The sequence below is a fragment of the Pseudomonas corni genome (assembly GCF_057128765.1).
Window position 1 is genome coordinate 155,730 of record NZ_JBSKHW010000012.1, and the last position, 21,743, is coordinate 177,472.

The 21,743-nt window shown below is 58.9% G+C and carries 17 protein-coding genes; 3 read left to right on the top strand and 14 right to left on the bottom strand.

What is annotated here, in order from left to right; translation table 11 throughout:
* Nucleotides 1-58: 58 nt before the first annotated feature.
* From ACWKV9_RS19045 to ACWKV9_RS19055, 3 genes are read left to right on the top strand one after another with little or no spacing between them, the layout of a single operon-like run.
* Nucleotides 59-2,245 carry an FUSC family protein gene (locus tag ACWKV9_RS19045; protein ID WP_483837681.1) on the top strand — a complete coding sequence of 729 codons (2,187 nt, stop codon included), beginning with the start codon at nt 59-61 and terminating at the stop codon, nt 2,243-2,245.
* Nucleotides 2,235-2,435, top strand: coding sequence for a DUF1656 domain-containing protein (locus ACWKV9_RS19050; protein WP_483837682.1), 201 nt, complete (start codon nt 2,235-2,237; stop codon nt 2,433-2,435). Before ACWKV9_RS19045 ends, ACWKV9_RS19050 begins: the two co-directional genes overlap by 11 nt.
* A 15-nt stretch (nt 2,436-2,450) precedes the next feature.
* Nucleotides 2,451-3,314, top strand: coding sequence for an efflux RND transporter periplasmic adaptor subunit (locus ACWKV9_RS19055; RefSeq protein ID WP_483837683.1), 864 nt, complete (start codon nt 2,451-2,453; stop codon nt 3,312-3,314).
* Here the strand turns inward: ACWKV9_RS19055 and ACWKV9_RS19060 are convergent.
* The 14 genes from ACWKV9_RS19060 to ACWKV9_RS19125 all read right to left on the bottom strand — a co-directional run bounded on the left by ACWKV9_RS19060 (nt 3,305) and on the right by ACWKV9_RS19125 (nt 21,713).
* Complete coding sequence (locus tag ACWKV9_RS19060) at nt 3,305-5,425, bottom strand: hypothetical protein (RefSeq protein ID WP_483837684.1); 2,121 nt, start codon at nt 5,423-5,425, stop codon at nt 3,305-3,307. The genes ACWKV9_RS19055 and ACWKV9_RS19060 overlap by 10 nt on opposite strands.
* Before the next feature lie 305 nt (nt 5,426-5,730).
* Nucleotides 5,731-6,120, bottom strand: a complete 390-nt coding sequence (locus ACWKV9_RS19065) for a hypothetical protein (protein WP_483837685.1) — start codon at nt 6,118-6,120, stop codon at nt 5,731-5,733.
* Nucleotides 6,121-6,254: 134 nt separating this feature from the next.
* Nucleotides 6,255-7,079 (bottom strand): SDR family oxidoreductase, encoded by an 825-nt coding sequence (locus ACWKV9_RS19070; RefSeq protein ID WP_483837686.1) that lies wholly within the window; start codon nt 7,077-7,079, stop codon nt 6,255-6,257.
* A 143-nt stretch (nt 7,080-7,222) separates the two neighbouring features.
* Nucleotides 7,223-7,687 (bottom strand): multidrug transporter, encoded by a 465-nt coding sequence (locus tag ACWKV9_RS19075; RefSeq protein WP_483837687.1) that lies wholly within the window; start codon nt 7,685-7,687, stop codon nt 7,223-7,225.
* A gap of 286 nt (nt 7,688-7,973) precedes the next feature.
* Nucleotides 7,974-9,428: a mannose-1-phosphate guanylyltransferase/mannose-6-phosphate isomerase gene (locus ACWKV9_RS19080; protein ID WP_483837688.1), complete on the bottom strand. Its 1,455-nt coding sequence runs from the start codon at nt 9,426-9,428 to the stop codon at nt 7,974-7,976.
* A 259-nt stretch (nt 9,429-9,687) separates the two neighbouring features.
* Entirely contained in the window at nt 9,688-10,368 is a 681-nt protein-coding gene (locus ACWKV9_RS19085) for an alginate O-acetyltransferase AlgF (RefSeq protein WP_483837689.1), read from the bottom strand.
* A 13-nt stretch (nt 10,369-10,381) separates the two neighbouring features.
* The gene (locus tag ACWKV9_RS19090; RefSeq protein WP_483837690.1) at nt 10,382-11,557 is read right to left on the bottom strand and encodes an alginate O-acetyltransferase; all 1,176 of its coding nucleotides are present in this window, start codon (nt 11,555-11,557) and stop codon (nt 10,382-10,384) included.
* A gap of 10 nt (nt 11,558-11,567) precedes the next feature.
* Nucleotides 11,568-13,148 (bottom strand): MBOAT family O-acyltransferase, encoded by a 1,581-nt coding sequence (locus ACWKV9_RS19095; protein WP_483837691.1) that lies wholly within the window; start codon nt 13,146-13,148, stop codon nt 11,568-11,570.
* Nucleotides 13,149-13,363: 215 nt separating this feature from the next.
* Nucleotides 13,364-14,500 carry a mannuronate-specific alginate lyase gene (locus tag ACWKV9_RS19100; protein ID WP_483837692.1) on the bottom strand — a complete coding sequence of 379 codons (1,137 nt, stop codon included), beginning with the start codon at nt 14,498-14,500 and terminating at the stop codon, nt 13,364-13,366.
* 7 nt (nt 14,501-14,507) lie between these two features.
* On the bottom strand, nt 14,508-15,947 hold the full coding sequence (locus ACWKV9_RS19105; protein WP_483837693.1) for an alginate O-acetyltransferase AlgX-related protein: 1,440 nt from the start codon (nt 15,945-15,947) through the stop codon (nt 14,508-14,510).
* 9 nt (nt 15,948-15,956) lie between these two features.
* The gene (gene algG / locus ACWKV9_RS19110; RefSeq protein WP_483837694.1) at nt 15,957-17,588 is read right to left on the bottom strand and encodes a mannuronan 5-epimerase AlgG; all 1,632 of its coding nucleotides are present in this window, start codon (nt 17,586-17,588) and stop codon (nt 15,957-15,959) included.
* A gap of 26 nt (nt 17,589-17,614) precedes the next feature.
* Nucleotides 17,615-19,123: an alginate export family protein gene (locus ACWKV9_RS19115; protein WP_483837737.1), complete on the bottom strand. Its 1,509-nt coding sequence runs from the start codon at nt 19,121-19,123 to the stop codon at nt 17,615-17,617.
* A gap of 2 nt (nt 19,124-19,125) precedes the next feature.
* Nucleotides 19,126-20,538 (bottom strand): alginate biosynthesis TPR repeat lipoprotein AlgK, encoded by a 1,413-nt coding sequence (algK, locus tag ACWKV9_RS19120; RefSeq protein WP_483837695.1) that lies wholly within the window; start codon nt 20,536-20,538, stop codon nt 19,126-19,128.
* A 2-nt stretch (nt 20,539-20,540) separates the two neighbouring features.
* Nucleotides 20,541-21,713: a PilZ domain-containing protein gene (locus ACWKV9_RS19125; protein ID WP_483837696.1), complete on the bottom strand. Its 1,173-nt coding sequence runs from the start codon at nt 21,711-21,713 to the stop codon at nt 20,541-20,543.
* Nucleotides 21,714-21,743 lie beyond the last annotated feature (30 nt).

A 21,743-nucleotide genomic window follows, 5' to 3' on the forward strand; every position in this document is an offset into this window, starting at 1 on the left:
GTGGGAGCGGACCTGTCCGCGAATGCGATAGGCCGGTCGCCACCGGCCGTGACCTGAAATGACCACTCTCCTGCACCGCTTCACCGCTCTGCCATGGCGCCGGGAACTCAACGGCTGGGCGCGCAGCGATGGCGTGACCTGGATCTACATTTTCAAGGTGCTGATTGCCGCGTTCCTGACCTATTGGCTGGCGATGCGTCTGGAGCTTCCGCAACCGCGCACGGCGATGATCACGGTGTTCATCGTCATGCAGCCGCAGAGCGGGCACGTGTTCGCCAAGAGTTTCTATCGCTTCCTCGGCACGCTGGCGGGTTCGGTGGTGATGGTGCTGCTGATGGCGCTGTTCGCACAAAACAGCGAGCTGTTTCTCGGCAGCCTGGCGCTGTGGGTTGGCTTTTGTTGCGCTGGCGCAGCCCGTTATCGCAACTTCCGCGCCTACGGTTTCGTGCTGGCGGGCTACACCGCAGCGATGACCGGCCTGCCTGCGCTGGCACACCCGGAAACATCGTTTATGGCGGCCATGTGGCGGGTGCTGGAAATCTCCCTGGGGATCGCCTGTTCGACGCTGGTCACGGCTGCGATCCTGCCGCAAAGCTCCGGCGCATCGATGCGCAACGCGTTGTATCAGCGCTTCGGCGTCTTCGCTGCATTCGTCAATCATGGGCTGCGCGGCACCTCCGATCCTGCGGCGTTCGAAGCCAATAATGTGCGCTTCATTGCCGATGCGGTCGGGCTGGAAGGGCTGCGTGCGGTCACCGTGTTTGAAGACCCGCACATGCGTCGGCGCAACGGGCGGCTTAATCGCCTGAACAGCGAATTCATGACCCTGACCACGCGTTTCAATGCGCTGCATCAGCTGCTCGAACGCCTGCGCAATCGTGGGGAAACGACGGCCCTCACAGCCATCGAACCAGGCCTTGCGTCACTGGCGACTCTGCTTGATCAGTTCTCAGGGCGCGCGCTGATCGATGCGGATGCCAAGCTGCTGGCGAGCCGGTTAAGTGCCTACCAGGCGGAGTTGCCCGAGCGGGTGCGCAGCCTTCGCGCCGAGTTTATGAAAAGCGAACCCAGCGACGACGAGCTGCTGGATTTTCATACCGCCTATGAACTGCTTTATCGCTTCGTCGACGACATGCACGACTACGCGCAAACCCACGCTTCGCTGGCGGATCACAACCACGAGCGAGAGAAGTGGGTTGAGCCGTTCCTGTCGAAAACCAACTGGATGGCCTCAGCCGCGTCGGGTATTCGGGCGACGTTCATACTGGGCGTGATGTCGGTGTATTGGGTGGCGACAGCGTGGCCCAGCGGCGCGACGATGACGCTGGTGTCGGCAGCCACCGTGGCGCTTTCGGCGACCACCCCCAATCCGCGCCGCATGTCTTTCCAGATGGCCTGCGGAACGGCACTCGGTGCGGTGCTGGGGTTTTTCGAAACTTTCTTCATCTTCCCGCAGATCGACGGTTTTCCCTTGCTGTGCATGGTGCTGGCGCCGGTGTTTGCCCTTGGCGCATTCCTGGCCTCGCGTCCGCAGTGGGCCGGATACGGTTTGGGCTTGCTGATCTTCTTCAGCATTGGATCGGCACCCGACAACCTCACGGTCTACAACCCGTACGTGTTCATCAACGACTACATCGCCATGGTCATCGGCATGCTGCTGTGTGCAGCCGCGGGTGCGATCATCCTGCCGCCCAACAGTCGCTGGCTATGGCGGCGGCTGGAAAATGACCTGCGACGGCAAGTGGTGTTTGCCATCAGCGCGCCGCTCAAAGGCATGCGTTCAGGCTTCGAAAGCCGCACCCGGGATTTGATGCATCAAGCCTACGGCCTGGCAGCGGGGCGTCCTGAAGTGCAGCGCAATCTGCTGCGCTGGATGTTCGTGGTGCTGGAAATCGGTCAGGCGATCATCGAACTGCGTCGCGAGCAGGATGTGTTGCCGGTCCATCCCAGCTACGCCGAATCGCAAGCTTGGCGACAGGCGATTCGTGTCATGGGGCGCTCGCTGATTCGGCTGTTTATCCAGCCGGATCGCAACAATCTGGAGCGCAGTCTGTACGCCGTCGATCACGCCATTACCTGCGTGGCGCAGACCGACGAGCCCTTTGCACCGCACTTCGACACTTCGCCGTTGCGTCGGGTCAAGAGCCATCTGCACTTCATCCGCACCTCGCTGCTCGACCCGCAGTCGCCGCTCGCCGCCTACGCCCCCAACCACGAGCCCCAAGGACTTCTGCATGCCGCGTGAAATTGCTTTCCACGGCGTTTACATGCCCACCGTGACCGTGATGTTCGTGGTGGCGATGTTTATCGCCTGGGCCTTGGACCGGTTGATGTCGGGGCTCGATCTATACCGTTTTTTCTGGCATCCGGCGCTGCTGCGTCTGAGCCTGTTCAGCTGCATTTTCGGCGCCATGGCGCTCACTGTTTACCGTTGAGGCACGTTGGTTGAGATGAAAAAGCTCTTGAGTCTGATTGCCACTTTGTTGGTGCTGGCGTTGGCCATCTGGATAGGCCGGCTGCTGTGGATTCACTACATGGACACGCCTTGGACCCGCGACGGGCGTGTGCGCGCGGACGTGATCAACGTTGCCGCCGACGTGACAGGCACTGTGGTGGATGTGCCGGTGCGCGATAACCAACAGGTGAAAAAGGGCGATCTGTTGATGCAGATCGACCCCGAGCATTATCAGCTGGCGGTCAAGCAGGCGCAGGCGCTGGTGTCGTCGCGCAAAGCCACGTGGGAAATGCGCAAGGTCAATGCCAGCCGCCGCGCCGATATGGACAATCTGGTGATTTCAGCCGAAAGCCGCGAAGACGCGTCCAACGTCGCTACCTCCGCCCAGGCCGATTACCAACTGGCCCAGGCGCAACTGGAAGCTGCCGAACTGAACCTCAAACGCACCCGAGTGCTGGCGGCAGTCGACGGCTACGTGACCAACCTTAACGTGCATCGCGGCGACTACGCGCGCATCGGCGAGGCGAAGATGGCGGTGGTCGACATGAACTCGTTCTGGGTTTACGGCTTCTTCGAAGAAACCAAGTTGCCCCACGTCAATATCGGTGATCCGGCGGATATGCAATTGATGAGCGGCGAAGTCATGAAAGGCCACGTCGAAAGCATCGCCCGCGCCATCTACGACCGCGATAACCCGGAGAGCCGCGAACTGATCGCCGACGTCAATCCGACCTTCAACTGGGTGCGCCTGGCCCAGCGCGTGCCGGTACGTATTCACTTGGATCACGTACCGGCCGGCGTGGTGTTGGCGGCGGGCATCACTTGTACTGTGATCGTCAATCCGGGTGATCAGTTGTAGAGATAGGCAGGATCGATCTCTAAATCTTGGGCCTGAGCGTTTAAAGCCGCACCCGGTTTGATCGCCACTGCGGCTGCCGACGCTGCCAGCAGCTCTCTGATGGCAGCTTTGGCCTGCTCGCGGCCCAGCTTGCGCAAGGCTGGGGGGTTGGGGATAAACACTCCGAGCCTGTCGTAGGCCCCGAGCACCGTGGACCCGGCCAGCCCCTCGGCGTAGTTGATCTCGGTCGGCTTGAAGTCGACAGGAGGCGCCTTCGGATACTGCGCTTTGTAATGGTTGGCGTAGAGGTGATAGCCCTCGTACCGGCGAGCATCGATGAGGTAGGTGTAACCGCCTTTGCCGCCGCCATAGACGAATGCCCCGGTGTTTTCCTCCAGGTAAAAAAGCGACGTGGAGATGCCCTTGCCGTCGGGGTCCAGCGCATCGTGACCACCGCCGAATCCACCGCGCACACCGGTGACCTGATGAATATCGCGTTTGATATCCCCAGGTGGCGTACGCAGCTGGAATCCTTCTTTGAACACCACTTCGGGCGGCCGCATGTCGCCGCGAAACACCTGGCCGCGCCAGATCGTCAGGTCATGACCTTCCACAGGCCTGTTCAACATCCGCCCCTGACGCTTGATTAGTTTTTGCGCATGCTCAGGTCCCGTTGCGAGCTGTTGGGTGAGCGCCACTTTGAAACGTTCGATTTGCGCCATAGTGGGTTTACGTATCGCGCCCATTACCTGATGAGGCAGCCGCGCGGGGGTGGAAAGATAGTAGCTGCGCAGCAATCTGGCGACTCGTGTGCTGACCTTCGATTGCATCGCTGCTGACAGGGCTTTACCCAGCATCTTTTGTGCAAGCGGCCCTGCTATTTCTGAAATGCCCATGATGAAAGCAACTGTATAGCGCTCGCTTGCTTGATGCGGTGTGTCGGCCAGGGCGCCGCGAATCGTTTCCAGCGTCGATGCCGTCATCCCTAAGAGGAACGAGGCGACCATCCTCCCCGCCAATGCAGCGCTGCCCGCCGGCAACAGCACGGCCATAGAGAGTCCTTGCAACATCGCCACGCCCAGCTCAAGGCTTTTGTCAGCGAAGCGTTCAGCGTCTGTGGAGATCAGCGTGTCCATGTCCGACAACATTCGGTTGAGCCGGAGCACATACAGCTCGCCGACGATATCGTCGCTGTCGACGAACGTCAGAGAAGGCCGGGTTATGGCTTTCGTGCCCAGGTAAGTCTTCCTATAGAGCAGGCTGTCGTTACCGTCCCTGAGCCGTTCATAAATGGGCAGGCGTTCGAGTATCAGGCGCTTGAGCGTCGCAGAGCGTGTGACAAATATCATGCGCTGAGTGTTGCTGGCGGGCAGCTCCAGCACCGCCATCCCGGGGGTAACGCCAAGGAAAATCAGCAAGCTGTTTCGGGTCGCGGCGTGCTCACTGTCTTTGGGCCACGCCAGCCGCGCGACCTGTCCCAGGCGTACCCCGCTGGCCCGATGAAATTGAACCGTTTGCAGTTTGATTTGCTTGTCCAGGCATTCCTTCACCAGGCTGCGATTATCGGCCGTAATGTCGCCGCGGCTCAGATACGCGTTGAGGATAGTGTCCAGCTCGTTTTCGATCAGCAGTTTGGAGATGTACTCGACATCCGGGCGCACGAATGTCGTGTCGATTTCGCTCTTGTAATCGCTTTGCAAGTCGGCACTTTCCAATGCTGTGGTGAGGGCATTGGGGTATTCGGGAGGCCAGATGATGCGCAGGCTTGTGCCGTTTTGCAGCTGTTTGAGGTAGCTGTCGGTGACGATGTCGAACAGTCTGAATTGCCTGCTTCTGGGCAGCAAGTTAGGTATGCCGCCCTGAATAGGACCGGAAAAAGGCGCAGGCAGATGTTCCAGATAGCGCACGGTAATCAGCGTTTGGCTGGTGATGGCGGCTTTGATTTGCGGCGTTGCTCCTGACTCCTCCACCATTCTTGCGATTGCCGATTCGATATAGGCAATAGGACTGAAGAGCCTGGGGTTTACGACGTTGGTGAAGAAGTGGGCGATTTCTTCAATCGCGGTATCCAGTGCGGGGGTTTCGGTCTCTATCGTGTCCGGCACCCGGATGTTGCTTTGCTCGTCGCTCATGTTCGTCATCCTTGACGTTAGGCGTCAGCAGTGTGGCTGACGTTCGTCACGGAGTATGGCGACAGGCATGGGAAACGGCTGTCGGAAAAGTCGTCTGTCCGGATAGGGCGGGGGCGTGTTTCACGCTGATTTCTGCGGCTGTGCTGCGGGATTTTGTCAGCACCGCTGACGTTTATCCGACATTCAACCGGGGGCGATTGGCCCATCTTGCCGGTACGTATTCATTTTGGGGCACGTACCGGCTGCGGGTTTGGCGGCGAGGATTACGTTTTCGGTGGTTCTGATTGCGAAAAAGTAATTAAAGATTACGAAGTTGCGAATGTGTAAAGCGGCGAGTCAGGCAAATTTCGACTTCCACCGCCGAACTCAGGTTTTACAATGATAATAGTGTGAATATAAGCCTGTTCGCCGGGAGAGAATGGTTGGGCGAGCGAGCTATTTCTTATTACTATCCTATGTGCTTGATTGTCTACCAGCGGTTCAGAGATCGTGACAGTTCCTCCTGTTCCAGTAATCCCGTGAACACTCATGACAGTCCTGTTGTAGCTGGTGCTAACAACGGGTACTACTACGGTGAACGATGTGTCGAGCATGTTTTTCGTAATGATGTTGTTTACGGCTCCCTCTACATAGGAAGGTTGTTCCTGCTGAGGTAATACGGTTTTATTGCCGGGTTTTTCGTCTTTCGTGCTCATGCTAACGCTCCTTGTTTTTAAAGCTATCGCGCCGGTTTTTTAATGGCGTTTCATTAAACTAGCAGTGACTAAAAGTTTTTCAATAGTCCTGCTAGAGTGATTCGCGATAGGTAAAAAAACCCTTATCGCGAATATTATAATTTCCCGCCCAACCCAAACCGTTTGCTCAACACCCGATCCAGCAATCCTTTTGGCAGCAACCAGGCCAGCAGCGGCAGGGCGTGGCAGCCGTTGCCGGACCTCAGCAGACGGGGCGGTCGGCTTTTTTGCACGGCTTTGAGCACATCTCGGGCAAAGTCGACGGCGGGTGTTGGATTGTTTTGCGAGGCGTTGGCCCGGGCGCGGATGCTGTCACGCAGCGGCCACCACGGTGAGCCTTCGTGGATCACGCTCTCTGCTTCGCGTTTGGCGTTGTTGGCAAACTGGGTGTCGATGGCGCCAGGCTGGACTTCCATGACGCGAATGCCAAACGGTGCCAGCTCAAGCCGCAGGGCTTCGTTCATCGCATGCACTGCCGCCTTGGACGCGCAATACGCACCGGCAAAGGGCGTGACCAATACGCCTGACACGCTGCCGATATTGACCACCAATCCTTTGCTGCGCCGCAGCGCCGGGAACAACGCGCGCGTGACGCCGACGATGGAAAACACGTTGGTTTCAAATTGCCTGCGCAGCGCCTCGACGCCGCCATCGAGCAGCGGGCCAATGCCGCCGTAACCTGCGTTATTGATCAGCACTTCGAGCGGGGTATTGCGTTGCTTCAGCGTGGTCACTAATTGTTCTAGCGCTGCGGGGTCATTGACGTCCAGCTCAATAGCGAAGAAGCCTGCTGCATTGAGTCGGACGACGTCTTCTGGCTTGCGTGCCGTGGCGATTACGTCATAGCCGGCCGACTTGAATGCATCGGCCATGGCGCGACCGATGCCGCTTGAGCTACCTGTGATCAGAACAACGGGCATGGCGGGTTTTCCTTGCGTAGAGCGATGTGGGAGGGAGCTTGCTCGCGAAGCGTTGTTCCAGCCCATAGAGATGCATTAGCCAGGTCGGCGCGTCGCGAGCAAGCTCCCTCCCACATAGCGTTTTGTTGGGCGCGCCCTATGGGCTAATCCGAAAAGGTGCCCTGCAGGCGTTCGGCGCGAAATTCCAGTGTTTGTGGTCGATAACCTGCGCGCAGCGGAGGCAGGGGCAGGCAGTCCTGCCATTGACTGCCGGGAAGCAATTCGCCAGGCCCGCGATAGCGCGGAGCGGTGTAAGTGTCTTCGGCGAGATTGACGGTATCGCCCGGTGCGTAAGCGGCCACTTTCCAGCGCAGTTCGCTCAGCGGCACCTTGTTGCCGTTATCGATCAGCACCAGCAGCGGTCGACCAATCGGGCATTGCTGCGGGGCGAAGTCCAGACGCAATTGCAGCCGCTCCAGCCGCTGGGTATCGCGGCTGTCCTGCCAGATCACGCACAACGCAACGATGCCCAATCCCGCAGCTGCTGCAAGGGATACCGGCAACGCTTTGGACGGGTAACGTAAAAGCAAAACCAGCCAGGTGAGCAGCAGTATGGCGCCGAAGATCATGGGGGAGCGTCCGGAACGGGCAGATGTGGGCATCGTACCGAAAGGGCAGGGATAGACCAAATCTCTTGGGCAGGCTCGGAGCCTGTGGGAGCGGATCTGTCCGCGAAGACGTCGTCACATCCGATGCATCTGTCGGCTGAAACCCGGCATTCGCGGACAGGTCCGCTCCCACGTATTGTGCGAGAGCGTATTGATATCCGGTCCACAAAAAAGCCCCCGTCGGGCCACTGCGGATAGGATTCGCAGAGGCCCGACGGGGGCCGTTACTACTCGTTGAAGGCGAGCATTAGCGCGCGATGGTTTGGGTTTTTATGCCTGCTTCCACCGAGTTGTTGGAGCGACCGTAGACGTCTTCGAAACGTTCGATATCATCTTCGCCCAGGTAGCTGCCCGATTGCACTTCGATGATTTCCAGCGGGATCTTGCCTGGGTTACGCAAGCGGTGGACCGAAGCGATCGGAATATAGGTGGACTGGTTCTCAGTAAGCAGGAACACGTTCTCGTCACAGGTGACTTGAGCGGTGCCCGACACGACGATCCAGTGTTCAGCGCGGTGGTGGTGCATCTGCAAAGACAGGCTGGCGCCCGGCTTGACCGAGATGCGCTTGACCTGGAAGCGTCCGCCCATGTCCACCGAATCATACGAGCCCCACGGGCGATAGACTTCGAGGTGGTTCTGGGTTTCGGTGCGACCCTGTTCGTTCAGGGTGTTGACCATCTGCTTGACGCCCTGAACCTTGTCCTTGTGCACGATCATCATGGCGTCTTTGGTTTCGACCACGACAATGTCGTCCAGACCGATCACCGACACCAGTTTGCCGTTGCCATGAACCATGCAGTTTCGGCTGTCCTGCAGAATGACGTCGCCTTTGGTGACGTTGCCGTTGACGTCTTTGTCATGCACGGCCCACAGCGATGCCCAGCAGCCAACGTCGTTCCAGCCGGCCGAAAGCGGCACAACGCAGGCGCGCTGAGTTTTTTCCATCACGGCATAGTCGATCGAGTTGTCCGGGCACTGAGCAAAAGTTGCCGCATCGATTTCGACGTTCTCGCCTTCTTTGGTGCTGCGCTCCAGGGTCAGCAGGCAAGTGTCGTAGATGTCCGGATCGTGCTTTTTCAGTTCTTCGAGGAAGCGACTGGCGCGGAACAGGAACATGCCGCTGTTCCAGTAGTAACCGCCAGCTTCAACGAATTCGGTGGCGCGTCTTTCGTCTGGTTTTTCGACGAAGTGCGACACGCGGCTCACGCCTTCAGGCAGCAGCGCGTCGGCGGTGGATTTGATGTAGCCATAACCGGTTTCCGGCTTGGTGGCCGGGATACCGAACAACACCATTTCGCCGCGCTCGGCCGCCACGGTGGCCAGGGCCAGCGCGCGCTGCAGGGCTTTTTGATCTTCGATGACGTGATCTGCCGGCAGCACCAGCATCAGGTCATCACGGCCTTCGTTGACCAGCATCATCGCGGTCAGCGCCACGGCGGGCGCGGTATTGCGGCCGAACGGTTCCATGATAATGGATTGGGTGTCCAGGTTCAGCGAGCCTAGTTGCTCGTTGACGATGAAGCGGTGTTCCTTGTTGCAGACCACGATCGGGTGCTGCATGCCTTCGAACACCAAGCGCTCAAGGGTTTGCTGGAACAGCGTGTGGTCGCCGGTCAGCGCCAGGAACTGTTTCGGGAACTGTTTACGCGAAAGCGGCCAGAGTCGGGAACCGCTGCCACCTGACAAGATCACTGGAATCATTTGTTTCTCCAATAGCAAAAGCGTTCGAATGGGCTGAATCGATTTCTGTCGTTTCGTCTTGCTTATTGTTGTGCGGCATCGGTCGGCGCTCTCATGGCAACAATGCCTAGCGCCGACCGTAAATTTCGCTTGTAGGAGCGCGCTTGCCCGCGAAAGGGCCGTAAATTCGACGGATATCTACCGTCTGAACTAATGCAATCGCGGGCAAGCGCGCTCCTACGTGAATCAAAAACGGCGTTTTGCCGGAATCAGCAATCGTTTATCGAGTCGCGGTAGGGCGTTTTACCCAGACCGGCGACAGGTTGCTTCCGCTACCGGTGACATACAGCACGGCGGCCTCGCCACGCTCCAGCGCAACGGGCTTGACGTCGCTGACTTTTTTGTCGCCGTCGTACAGGGCCAGGCTGACTTTGACCGGGTTGATTTCGCGCTCGCCGGTGCCTTTGGCTTTGACGGCTTCGACCACGGCAGTCTTGCCGTCGGCGGTTTTCAGTGTCAGCGGTTTGTCGCTCAGGTTCTGCACGCGCACCAAGGACTTCTGCTTGTTCTTGAACGGCGGTTCTTCGACCAGTTGCGGCGTGCCGGAGGTGTTGTTGACGATGGTGTAGTAGTGGTCGCCCGCCAGTTTCACCGGCAGAGTCTGGCTGCCGACTTTGGCGCTGTAGTCGCCTTGGGGCATGAAGCTGAAATCAGTGCTGGCCAATGGGCCCACTTCGCTCAGGTTGGTATTGCCGACGCTGGCGCTGACTTCGGCATTGCTGGCGTTGTAGACACGCACGAAGGTCGAGCCTTTCGGCGCGGTCGGGCCGTAGAGCGCGGAATCACCGGCATAGGCCTGCAAAGAAACGAAGCCAAGGCTGGCGGCCAGGACGCAGGTTTTCAGCAGACGGCTGGTACGTACGCAAGTGGCCAAACGATTTGGAGTGGTCTGTAAGGTCATTTTGAGAGTCCTCTCAGTTTTGCGCCCGGTTGGGCGACTCGGAGTTGTTGGCGGTAAGTGCCAGATTTTGTTGAGGGTCACGAGCCTTTTTGAGTTCTGCGATCCACTGCGGATCGAACTCGGCAAGGTCGTTGTGAGCGGGCAGGTAACGCTCCGGGAATTCCCAGATCAGCACCTGCGGCGGGCTGCTCTTGAAGGCGTCGGTCTGCAGATACTTGAGCATCGGCAGGATCGGGCCATGGCCGTCTTCGGCGTAATTGACGACGTCACTGTGCAGGGCCTGCTTGAGGGCACCGGCAAAGTTCCAGTTAGGATTGGCGCTGTAGCTGGTGCCGACGAGGCCAACTGCTACCTGATTATCGGCAAACAGTGCATCGCCGCTGTCGGCCTCAGGCTCGGCAGGGTTGGTGCTGCGTTGTTGCAAGTCATCGGGTTTCGGCAGCAGGTTGCTGAACAACGGGTCCAGTGGCAGGAAGTTGGTCAGGTCGCCCGTGTAAGGTTCACTGGTTTTCGCTTCGGTGACGAAGGTCTGCGGATCGCCGTTCAGGGGTGTCTTTTTCAAGATCGCTGCGCCCAGTTGCTGCGCGACCACTTCGGCACCCATGGGCGTCCAGTGGGTATCGGTGCGCAGGAACACCTGGCCGTTGTTTTTGGCGTTTTGCAGCGGCGTCAGCAGGTCAGGGGCAAAAATCCCGGCCTGACTGACTTGCGCGTGAAACTGCTGGTACAAGTCGGTGTGCAAACTGGCTGGAGCATTGCTGCCGATGTGTTCCGGATACAGACGGGTCTTGGCCGGAATGATCGCCAGCACCAGCTCAGTACCTTGCTTTTTAAGCTGATCGCGTACGCCCTGAATCAGCGCCAGGTTGTCAGCTTCGTTCTGCTCGCCGTTGGCCACTGCATCGAACTCTTCGTCGGTGTAGAGCCATTGGTCCTTGCCCAACACAACGCCAGGACGACCTTCGTTGAAGACCTTGTAATCCAGTGCTGCCCAGAGGTTGGTGCCCAGGCGCTTGATCGGAAACTCTTCGTCATAGTGAGTTTCCACGGCCTTGGTCCATCGACCGTTAAGCACTGTGGTTTCCTGCGACGTCGAGAAGCCGCTGAAGCTGCGCAACGACCAGATTCCCAGTGCCAGCAGGATCGCCAGAAACAGCGCGATGTAGAGGATTCGTAATGAACGGGTCATGTCAGGCTCCTCAGAACTGGAAGTAAAGGAACGGCGAGAAGCTGGCCGCCGAGAGTTTGAGAATGGAGGCCACGAACATCAGCAGAATCAGGCCGCGCATCACGTAGCGCGACCAATCGGCAGTCCAGTAGGCAGGCTGCACCTGGGCTTCGACGCCCACGGTGTAACCCGGCTGATGAATGCTGCCCGGCGTGTCGCCCGGTACGGCTTTGATCATCCCTGGTTGCGCGGTGGCAGGACCGTCAGCGCGTACCGCCTTGTCACTGTTGCTTGTGTCACTCGTGGGTTTGACCGGCGCGCGGTTCTTGTAGAAGTCGCGAAGACCGAAGAACGCCAGCGTGATGTACGCCACCACCAGCGTTGCCACTTGCAGGCCGGTGAGGCTGGCCTGATTGAGTTCGGACAACTGCCATTCACTGAAGCTGAACATCGCGCCGTACATGCGACCGGCCACGTGCAGGTTTTCCGAGCGGAAGATCACCCAGCCCATCACCACCAGCAGGAAGGTCAACGCCCACCGAACCGGATTGAAACTGCGCGGCGTGGTGTTGATGCCCAGCGCTTTCTCAATCGCCAGCCAGATGCCGTGCCATGCGCCCCAGACGATGTAGGTGATGTTAGCGCCGTGCCACAGCCCGCCCAGCAACATGGTCAGGAACAGGTTGCGATAGGTCGCGATTTTGCCGCCCCGGTTGCCGCCCAACGTGATGTACAGATAGTCACGCAGCCAGGTGGACAGGCTGATGTGCCAACGCCGCCAGAACTCGGTGATCGACTGGCTGATATAGGGCTGTTTGAAGTTTTCCATGAAGCGGAAACCCATCATCAGGCCTAGGCCGATGGCCATGTCGCTGTAACCGGAGAAGTCGAAATACAACTGCGCGGTATAGGCCAGCGCGCCCAGCCAGGCATCGCCGGTGGTGGGGTGCTGCAAGGCGAAACAATGGTCAGCAACCACCGCCAGCGTGTCGGCAATGAATACCTTTTTGATGAAGCCCTGCATGAAGCGCGTGGCGCCTTCAGAGAACTTGTCCAGGGTGTGCGTGCGATTGTTGAACTGGTCGGCCAGGTCGCGGAAACGCAGCACTGGGCCGGCAATCAGGTGCGGGAAGATCGCAACGAATGCAGCGAAGTCGATCAGGTTGCGGGTCGCCGGGGTATCGCCACGGTACACGTCGATGATGTAGCTGATGGACTCGAAGATGTAGAACGAGATCCCGATCGGCAGCAGCACGTGCGTGAGGATGAAGGGCGAAAGACCGACCGACGTCATCATTGCGTTGATGCTGTCCACGCCAAAGTTGGCGTATTTGAAATAGCCCAGGATGCACAGGTCCACGGCCACACCGAGCAGTAACCAACGCTGCGCCGGTTTGGTTCGCACGCCTGCTGCGCCCACCCTGAGACCGATCCAGTAGTTCCACAGCGTCACCGCTGCAAACAGGGCCAGGAAGTCCACTCGCCACCAGGCATAGAACACATAGCTGGCGATCAGCAGCAGCAGGTTGCGATAGCGTTGCCCGCTCAAGTAGTACAAGCCGAGAAACACCGGCAAGAACAAGAACAGGAACACGTTGGATGAGAAAACCATCCTGATATCTCCGTTTGTACAACATCCAGAGGCCGAAGCCCCCCCAAACCCCCCAGCGCGAGAGCGGGGGAGGTGAAACATAAATCTTTGAACCGGTGCCGACCTCTGTAGGAGCGCGCTTGCCCGCGATTGCGATATTCCTGCCGACGCATTTCCATCGGATGTACAGGCCTCATCGCGGGCAAGCGCGCTCCTACAGATAAAAAGAGCCGTCCTTACGAACCGCTTTTCTCACCCTTTTCGTGACTCGGGTCATAGGTGCGGGTCAGGTCGCCGCCGAGGCGGAAGTTCTTGAACGGTTGCATCTTGTGCTTCTGTTCCAGCACATCCGGGCCGCAGTCGTACAGCGAGCAGTACGGTTCCAGCCAGGCGAATTTCATAGCGGTTTTTAGGTCCGTCATGTCCTGCTTTTCACCATCGCGGGCGGCAAATTCGCTACCGGAATCCTTCACGCCAGCGAGCACCCGATCACCCAGACGCTTCAACGCGCCGTTGTTTTCAGGGCGAAGATCCACGCCGTTTACCTGCGCAAAACTGGCGATCATCGCCAGCGGCGGCAAGGCGTAGTTGTGATAGGCGAGGGCGCGTTGCTTGCGCTTTAACTCGTTGGGCAGGAAACCTTGGGCATCGACCTGATTAGCGGCGAGGCGGAATTCCTTCACCGACCAGTCGAACAAGTCCTTGCGATTGGTGGCGACAGACGTTGCCATGACCGACCAGGCAGCCCAGTACGAATGGTTGTTGGTCTTGTCGAGCGGCAGATTGTTCCAGTCGCTCACGACCTGATCACCCAGCTTGCTGAACCAGGCTTCGATGACCTTGGCGTCCTGCTGGCGCGTGGCCAACGGGTGGGAATCGGAGAACTTCAGGCGCAGGTAAGACGAGGACATACTGCCCAGCGCCCATTTGCGCATGGACTTGCCGGTGTGGTTGAAGTCGGTGGACTCCAGCGCGTCGGCCTTGGCCCAGGTGGTCAGCATGTTCAGCGCGCAGTCGAGCTGTTCCGGACGACCATCGCGCATGTATTGCATGACCACTTTGCTGGTGTTGCGCTCCATCGTGGTGATGGATTTGGTGGCATCACGGAACGCCTGTTCGGACTCTTTGTTGAGCGTGGAACGCGCCTTGTCCGAGCCTTCATATTTGCTGCGAAACACCAGTTTGTCGGTGTACGGCTGCGGAATGGCGTCACAGGAAAACTTGTTCTCACCCTTTTTGAATTTCTCTATGCCCTGGTAATAGCCTTGCGGCGGCACGAGAGTCGTGGCAGCGCTGGCACCGGTTGCAAATACGGCCGATGACATCATTGCCAGCGAGAGAAGAGTGGGGAGCATCATTTTTGGAGTGTGCATAGGAGCCTCATAACCCGGCTTGCGCGGCGCGATGCGCGACATTCGGGAACACGTTGCGTTTGCATACTTTGGCTTCGACTTGCTGGGGTGCAGTGCCCGCTTCAGGACCCTGTACTTCCAGTGCGAGCAATTGCTGGTCAGCCCAGTCCTTGTCATCGCGCAGTTCGAAGGCGAAGCGCCCGTCGGTATCGGATGTTTCAGGTTTCTCGATTTTCAAATCTTCGTGGCGGCCGTTCATGTACCAGAGTCGGGCCTGAAGGGTCTTCACCGAGGTGTCGGCAAATTTGATATCGATCTGATTACTGCCGTTACGCACGTCCTTGATGCCATTCTTACCGTTGACCAACAGTTCGTTGGTGCCCGGCTTGAGCGAAGTGCTGGTGCTCATGAGCGCCGGCTTGCCCTCGCAGCCGTTGTCCAGCAAGGACATCATCTGGCGGTAGATGGTCTCCTGGTCCAGACGGTACAGCGGCGAGAACTCCCAGATGAGAATCTTCGGTGGGTGTTTCTGGAAATCATCGCTGCCCAGGTATTGCAGCATCGAGCCTTCGAGACCGCCGCCAGGGAACGCAACGTTCAGCACGTCAGCGCCCATGTATTCCTGAAGAAAACCGGCGAAGTTGTAGTTCTTGCCGCTGTGGCTGGTGCCGACGAGGGTGATTTCCGGGGTCCCGGAATCGCCGAACAGATCGCCGTCAGCCGCTTCGCCCTTAGGCTCGGTTTCGAACATGTCCATGTACTGGATCGCGTAGCTGGTGTTGCACAGCTGACCGGCCATGTTGTGCAGGGTGCCTTTCTTGCCCATGCGGCCGGAGATGTGGGACTCGAATTCACGCTTGGGCACGCTTGCGAATTCCGGAAGTTGTTTCACCGATTCGGCGACGATCTTCGCGGTGCGTTGAGCGCCGTATGGCGTCCAGTGTTGGTCGCCACGGAAGTAGAAGTCGTGGGCCTGCTGCTCGTTGGTCAACGGCGACAAGTCCGGCACGGTGTAGCCCATTTTCGCGAAACGGCCGAGCATCGCCTGATAGTTTTTCAGCGCGGTGTCGTAGTCGAACTTGTCGCGTTCGGCCGGGAACAATTTGTTGCGATCAACCAGGCCACGGGTAGGCTGATACACCACCACAAGCTCTACGCCTTTACTCTTGAACGCGTCGTGCAGTTCTTTCATCCGGGCATAGCCTTCGGGCGTGGTGTCGAACTCGGTGCGCAAATCTTCTTTGGTCCGAAATAGCCAGTCGCCCTGGGCCTGGACCAGCGTGGTGAAGTTCTGCTGATAGCGTGAAACGTAGTTTTTCTCGTCGTGCGCTTCCGGGCACATACTGCAGCAAGGGTCGGCCTTGAAGGTTGGCGCGGCGGCTGCGTCATCTGCGTAAGCATTACCCGCAGCGAATAGTGCTGCGGTGAGGCTGGAAAGGCTGAGAAACTTGATCAATTGAGCGTGCATAGAAATTCCTCAGTCCCGCAAGTCTGTCTGACGTTCGACCGGGTCGATCAATACGGCTTTTTGTTGGCGCACCAGCAGGTCGAGGATTTCATCCTGGCGGTCGCCAAGAATCCCGTTGAAGGTGATGCCACTGGTTTTGGTCGGGGCCAGCATCGAGACTTTGTACAACTCGACGCTCAGCGGGGAGTCGATAGACAAAGGCCCTGAGCCGTTGGACGCCAGATTGCCGCCGACCAGGATCAGCGACACTTGAGCGTCGAACGGATCGAGCTTGATGTCACGGTCGGTGTCGCTCAGGTCCTTGATGTGGCCGTAAACGCCCATCAGGCCGTTGCCCATGGCAAGGTTTTCGTACAGCCGGATGTTGACGCTGTTGCGAACCCGGATGCCGTGGCGCTTGTTGGCGAAAACGCGGTTGCCCCAGATCAGGTTGTCGCCACTTTCATACAGCGTTATGCCGTCGGAGTGGTTGCGGTAGATCTCGTTGTAAGCGACCAGATTGTTGACGCTGTTACGGTCGAGCACGACGCCGGACAAGTGGTTCTCGTAGCTTTTGTTGTTGATGATGAAGCTGTCGTTCACTTCACGGGACACGATGATGCCGTGCTTTTTCTTGGTCCCGAACACCGTGTTTTCGGCAATGATCAGACCGTGGGAGCGGTCGTGAGGGTCGATGCCGTAAACGATGTTGTCACGGTAGGTACTGCCCTTGACCACGAAGTCGCGGCTTTCGTAGCAATAAAAGCCGTACCACAAGTCAGAGAACTCGGAGTTGATGATCCAGCCGGTAGGGTCAGGGCGCTTCATTACCGCTTTCATGTTCGGCGTGTACTGGGAAATGCTCACCCCGTACGACTTGCTGTTGTTGTAGCCAAGGCTCGCGACCTTGGTGTTGACGATGTAAGTCTGCGTGCCGCCCCAGGACAACAGGAACGGCCGGAATTCTTTTGGCGCCTTGTAGGTAGACGGACCGTTGGCCTTCTCGCTCCAGCCGGTCACCTTGGTATCGGTGATGAAGAGCATGTTGTCGTTGACCACGAACGCCCCGGCCTCTTGTGACAGGCGCAGTTCCTGGGTCTTCTTGTCGACTTCAAGGATTCCTTTCTTACCGACCACAATCGGCAGGCGCGCAATGAATACGCCCGGCGAGATCTCGCTCAGGTACTGGTTTGGCACCTTCTTGGCGAGATCACGAAGGTTGATGTAACCGTCGTCGATGAAGATCGCCTGCGGGATACCGTGCTGACGCGCGACCCATTCGGCCATCTTGTTATCGCCGCCGATGAACTCCTTCAGCGAGTCTTCCTGCATCATCCGTTTGATGGAAACCTTGCCCGGCTTGATGCGCACGATCTTCTTTTCCACCGCTTGTGCGGTGTAGCCGGACAGGTCAGGCAACTTCGGCTTGTCCATCATCAGCGGCTCGCTCGGTGGGCTGCTGATGGTGTAGGTCTTGGCTTGCTGTAACCCTTTGACCACATCAGGTTTAGCCGCTTCTTTGCTCACGGCCGGCGCTACTGCCGGAACCGTATTGGCCATGGCCGCAGTGCTCGCCAGCAGTAAGGCGCTGCTCAGCACTGCGCATTCGAGCAGGGCATGGGGCCAGGCCCTGTTGCGCGGACTGCTTGCTTGACTGTTCATTTCATTGCACTCCTTTCGCAACTGCATCAGAAGCGCCAGATAACGTCGACGATGGCGCGGTGCATGTATTCATCCACACCGTTGTGATACGCATCGCCGGGCTTGAACACGCCAGCGCGCAGACGTACCAGAGCAGAAGGCTCATCGAACGACTGGCTGACCGAGGCGGGCAACAGGCCTTGTTTGAAATACTTGGTCACCACCAGGTCCATCTCTTGACCCAGGTCCTTGCGACCGTCTTCCAGCGGCAATGAATCAAAAGTACCGGTGCTGATGCCGTCTGCATCGACGTTCTCGCGAGCCGGATTCACGCCCGCACCGCCGATGCCGGAGTGGCCATCCACGCGACGGAACTTGTGGTAGACCAGCGAGGCGTCGTACTCGTCGCGCAGCTGCCAGGAAGCGAACAGAGAGCCGGACTCCACGTTGGCCATTTCGCCCTGGAAGGCTTCACCGAAGCGATGGACGCGTGAGCGAGTGCCCGTCCAGTTCGAGCGGTTGCTCTCAAGACCGTTCTGTTCGTAGTTCTTGCTGGCACGGGAGTAGGCGCCACCGACCTGCCACATCGGATCAAGCCGGAAGCGCAGGCCCAGGTCACTGGCCCAGCCGTTCACGTTGCTCTTGTCTTTGGCGCCTGCCAGGTATTGATCGCTGGTGGCGTCGTAGGCGGCGCCGATACGGTCGCGGTCGCCGTTGAGCCAGGTCACGCTGCCCCAATAGTTGATCGGGTTGGTGTTGCGGTAGTTGTATGCATCGCTGTTGGCTTGCAGGCCCAGCCAGGTCAGATCGCCGGTGGACGTCTTGTCCAGATCGTCCAGCGCTTCGCCCTGATGTTTCAGGCTGCCGTCGTCGTGGCTGTAATGTCCGCGAATGCCGGCCCAATGACCGGGCGTCCACTGGTAGCTGACATCGCCGTACAAATGCTGGCGGTCTTTGTCCTGCGGGTCGAGTTCGGTCAGGTCAGTGCGGTATTCGCTGAAACGCTGAGCGGCGCCGACTTCTGCCTTGAGCAGCGTGGTGTCGAAGGTCCAGTCCAGCGCTTCGATGTTCACGTCGTGCCACTGGCCGTCGTCATTGCGCAGGCGCTGGCGACCGAACTTGAGGATTTCCCCCGGATACGGCGTGAAGCCGCTGTAGCCAACCCAGAACTCACGCAGCGCGGCGTAGCTGTCAGAAACCTTGCGGCTGTTGGCGGTGCCGCGAGCCTGTTGGCTGGTCTGCCCGGTCTGGCTGTCGGTGGATTGCTGTTCCAGCGGGTCGGTCTGGATGGTGTCGGTGGCAGTCACCACCTGGCCCATCGCATAACCGCTCCAGTCGCCCCACTTGCCGTACATCCATGGGCGCACGTCGAGGCCGATACCGTTCACGTCGCCACCGTCGCGGGTGCCCAGGTCTCGGTCATCTTCGGCCTGGCCGGTGGCTTTGACTTCGATGCCAAAATTCTTGTCTTCGGTCAGCGCGGCGAGGGCAGGGGTTGCCCAGATCAGGGAAAAGCCCAGGCCCAGACCCGCTGCCATCAGGGGATTTAACTTCAGCTTCATAGGGGTGCGTCCTCGCCGTCTTTTTCTGGTTGCAGGGCTTGCATCGCCAACGCGTTTTGAGCGCTGGAGCCACGCACCTGCTGTTCTTGTTGGAGGAGGCGTTGCGCGGTTGCACGCTTCTCCGGCGGCAATTGATCATTGAGTTGCGTGGCAAGATCCTTGGCTTCAGGGGTGTCCTGAAGCATTGCCAACTGGCCGAATACCCACGCATTCACAGGGTCTGGCTTGATGCCTTTACCTTGTGAGAACAGCTGCGCGATTGCGAAGTCGGCACTGCTCTGGCCGCCACGGGCAGCGGTCAACAACTGGTCGACGGCTTTCTGCGGCTCAGGGTTGCCGAGGTAGCCGCGACGATAAAGCTGGCCGAGGTAGTAGTGCGCGGACAGTTGAGTGGCCGCCGCTTTTTGCAGGTGCTCTTCAGCCTTGTGCGCGTCCGGCAGTACCATTTTGCCTTCGTAGTACAGGCGACCCAGCAACAGCTCGGCGCGCGGTTGATCGGCTGCGCGGCCGTTGTCCAGGTATTCCATCATCTTGTCGACGTCGCCCAATTCCGGGTAGTCGTAGAGCAATTGCGCGAGGCTGACCCAGGAAGCGGGATAGGCCAGGGCGATCTTCTCAAGCAGTTGCTGAGAGGTCTTTTCGTCAGGCTTGCCCAGCGTTGCGTCAGACAACACTCGCGCGACGCTGTCGACGCGTTGCGCCGTCACCGAACCCACCGCGTAACCCTTTTGCATCTGCTCCAGCAGCGCCGCCTGTTTGTCGGCCGCGCCTTGTTTCTGGTAGACGGTTGCCAGTTCGACGTAGCAGACGTCGGTGGTGTTGAGCGCCTGCTTACAGATGCTTTCCACTTCCGCCAGATGCTGGTCGTAGGTGCCTTGGGTGCGATAAAGCAGCACCTGCGCCAGGCCCGCTTCTGGATAACCTTGCGCACGCCATTGGCTGATTTTCTGCTGCGCGTTGACGTTCGGGAAACTGTGCGGGTATTGCAGATAAAGCATGGCCAGCGGGATCAAGGTGCCTTGTTCGCCATTGGCAAAAGCTTTTTTCAGCAAGTCTTCGGCTTCGTGCTGTTCGGCTTCAGTCGAGTTCGGTTTGACCGCCAGCAGCTTGCCCAGACGCGATTGCGCGCGAGGGGAAGTGTCGGCAGCGGCGCGATAGGTCGCCTCGGCCTGCTTGATCAGCTCAGGGTCGCGGGTGCCAACCTGAATGTCTGCCAGGCCGACCTGTGCATCGCTATAACCCAGGTCCGCCAGTTGTCGATAGTTTTGCTCCGCGACCGCGGTGTCACCGCGCTTCAGGGCTTCATTGGCCAGGCGCTGATCTGGCAGACCGGCACAGCCGCCGATGCCCATCGCAATGGCGAGGCTCAATAGCGTCGGGGCTGACAAGCTTCGTAGTGGGCTAGCCATGTTTAGAGACCTGCGGCCGTGGCTTTATCGACCAGCCAGTTCAGCGATGGACCGCGGTCGCTGACCACTTCTACCGGACGGCCAGCCAGGTTGCTGTTGATGGATTCGTCCGGCTTGATCTGCACACGGATGTCCGAAGAAAGATCGACCGGGTTCAGGCTGGTGGCGCTCACGATCTGACCACCATGGGAGCCTGGCTCACCGGCCACCTGAAAATTAACGCGCGCACCGGGCTGGACGTCGGAGAACTGGCGATAGGTAAAGCGTGCTTCCACATTGGCGGCGACGTTGCGCGGCGTCAGCTGGAAGATCACCTGACCTTTGGCGGCGTATTGACCGTCAGCCACCAGTTGCTTGCCGACCACGCAATCACAAGGACTGGTCAAGGTGCCAGCCATCTGGCGACCGAACAGTTCTTCGATTTTGGCGGGCTGCATTTCGTCAGGGTCGAGGTTGCCCTTGAGCATCTCCAGCATGCTGGTGCTGAACGAGGCGAGCGGGGCGCCTTTGGCCACGTTGCCATCGGCACCTACCAGGCTCGAAACAGTGCCTTCGCGCGGCATGGTCACGTCCATGGTAGGCACACTGACCAACCCTGCGGTCGAGTGGCTAACGAAGTACATGCCGTACACCGACTTGGCGACAAAACCGAACGCCACCAGCCCCACGACGAAAATACCGGCGCTGAACGTCACGGCTCGCAGTCGACCGAACGCGGTCATGCCGCTGCCGCCATCCTTGATCTTGCGCGCCTTGGTGAAGTTGTCGCGCTGCAGTGTCGCCAATACTTCGCCCATGCTGACGATATCGCCGCTCAGGTGTGAGGTGATCAGGTGGCGCAGTGTGGCGATATCCGGCGCTTCCAGAAGCTGAAACTGGCAGCCCACTCGACCGGTGCTTTGGTCAACGGCCCGGATCTGCAGCTCCACATCCATCGCAAGTCCGAGGTTGTCGATTAGGAACTGCAGACGACCCTTGATGACTTCGCCTGGCATCGGGCGCTGATTTGCAGGAGCAACGTAGCTCAGACCGCCAGCGGAAAGGTCTTCAACGCGGACCAGCGGCGCGTTGGGTTGGCCGTTGAGCAGGCGCAGCTTGGCGGGGATCTTCACGCGGGCATGCTGACGCTGAGCTTCGGATTCGTGGACGACGTTTGCATTCAAGGCTGTATTCATGGCGGTAATTCCTGATTAATCGAGTAGATC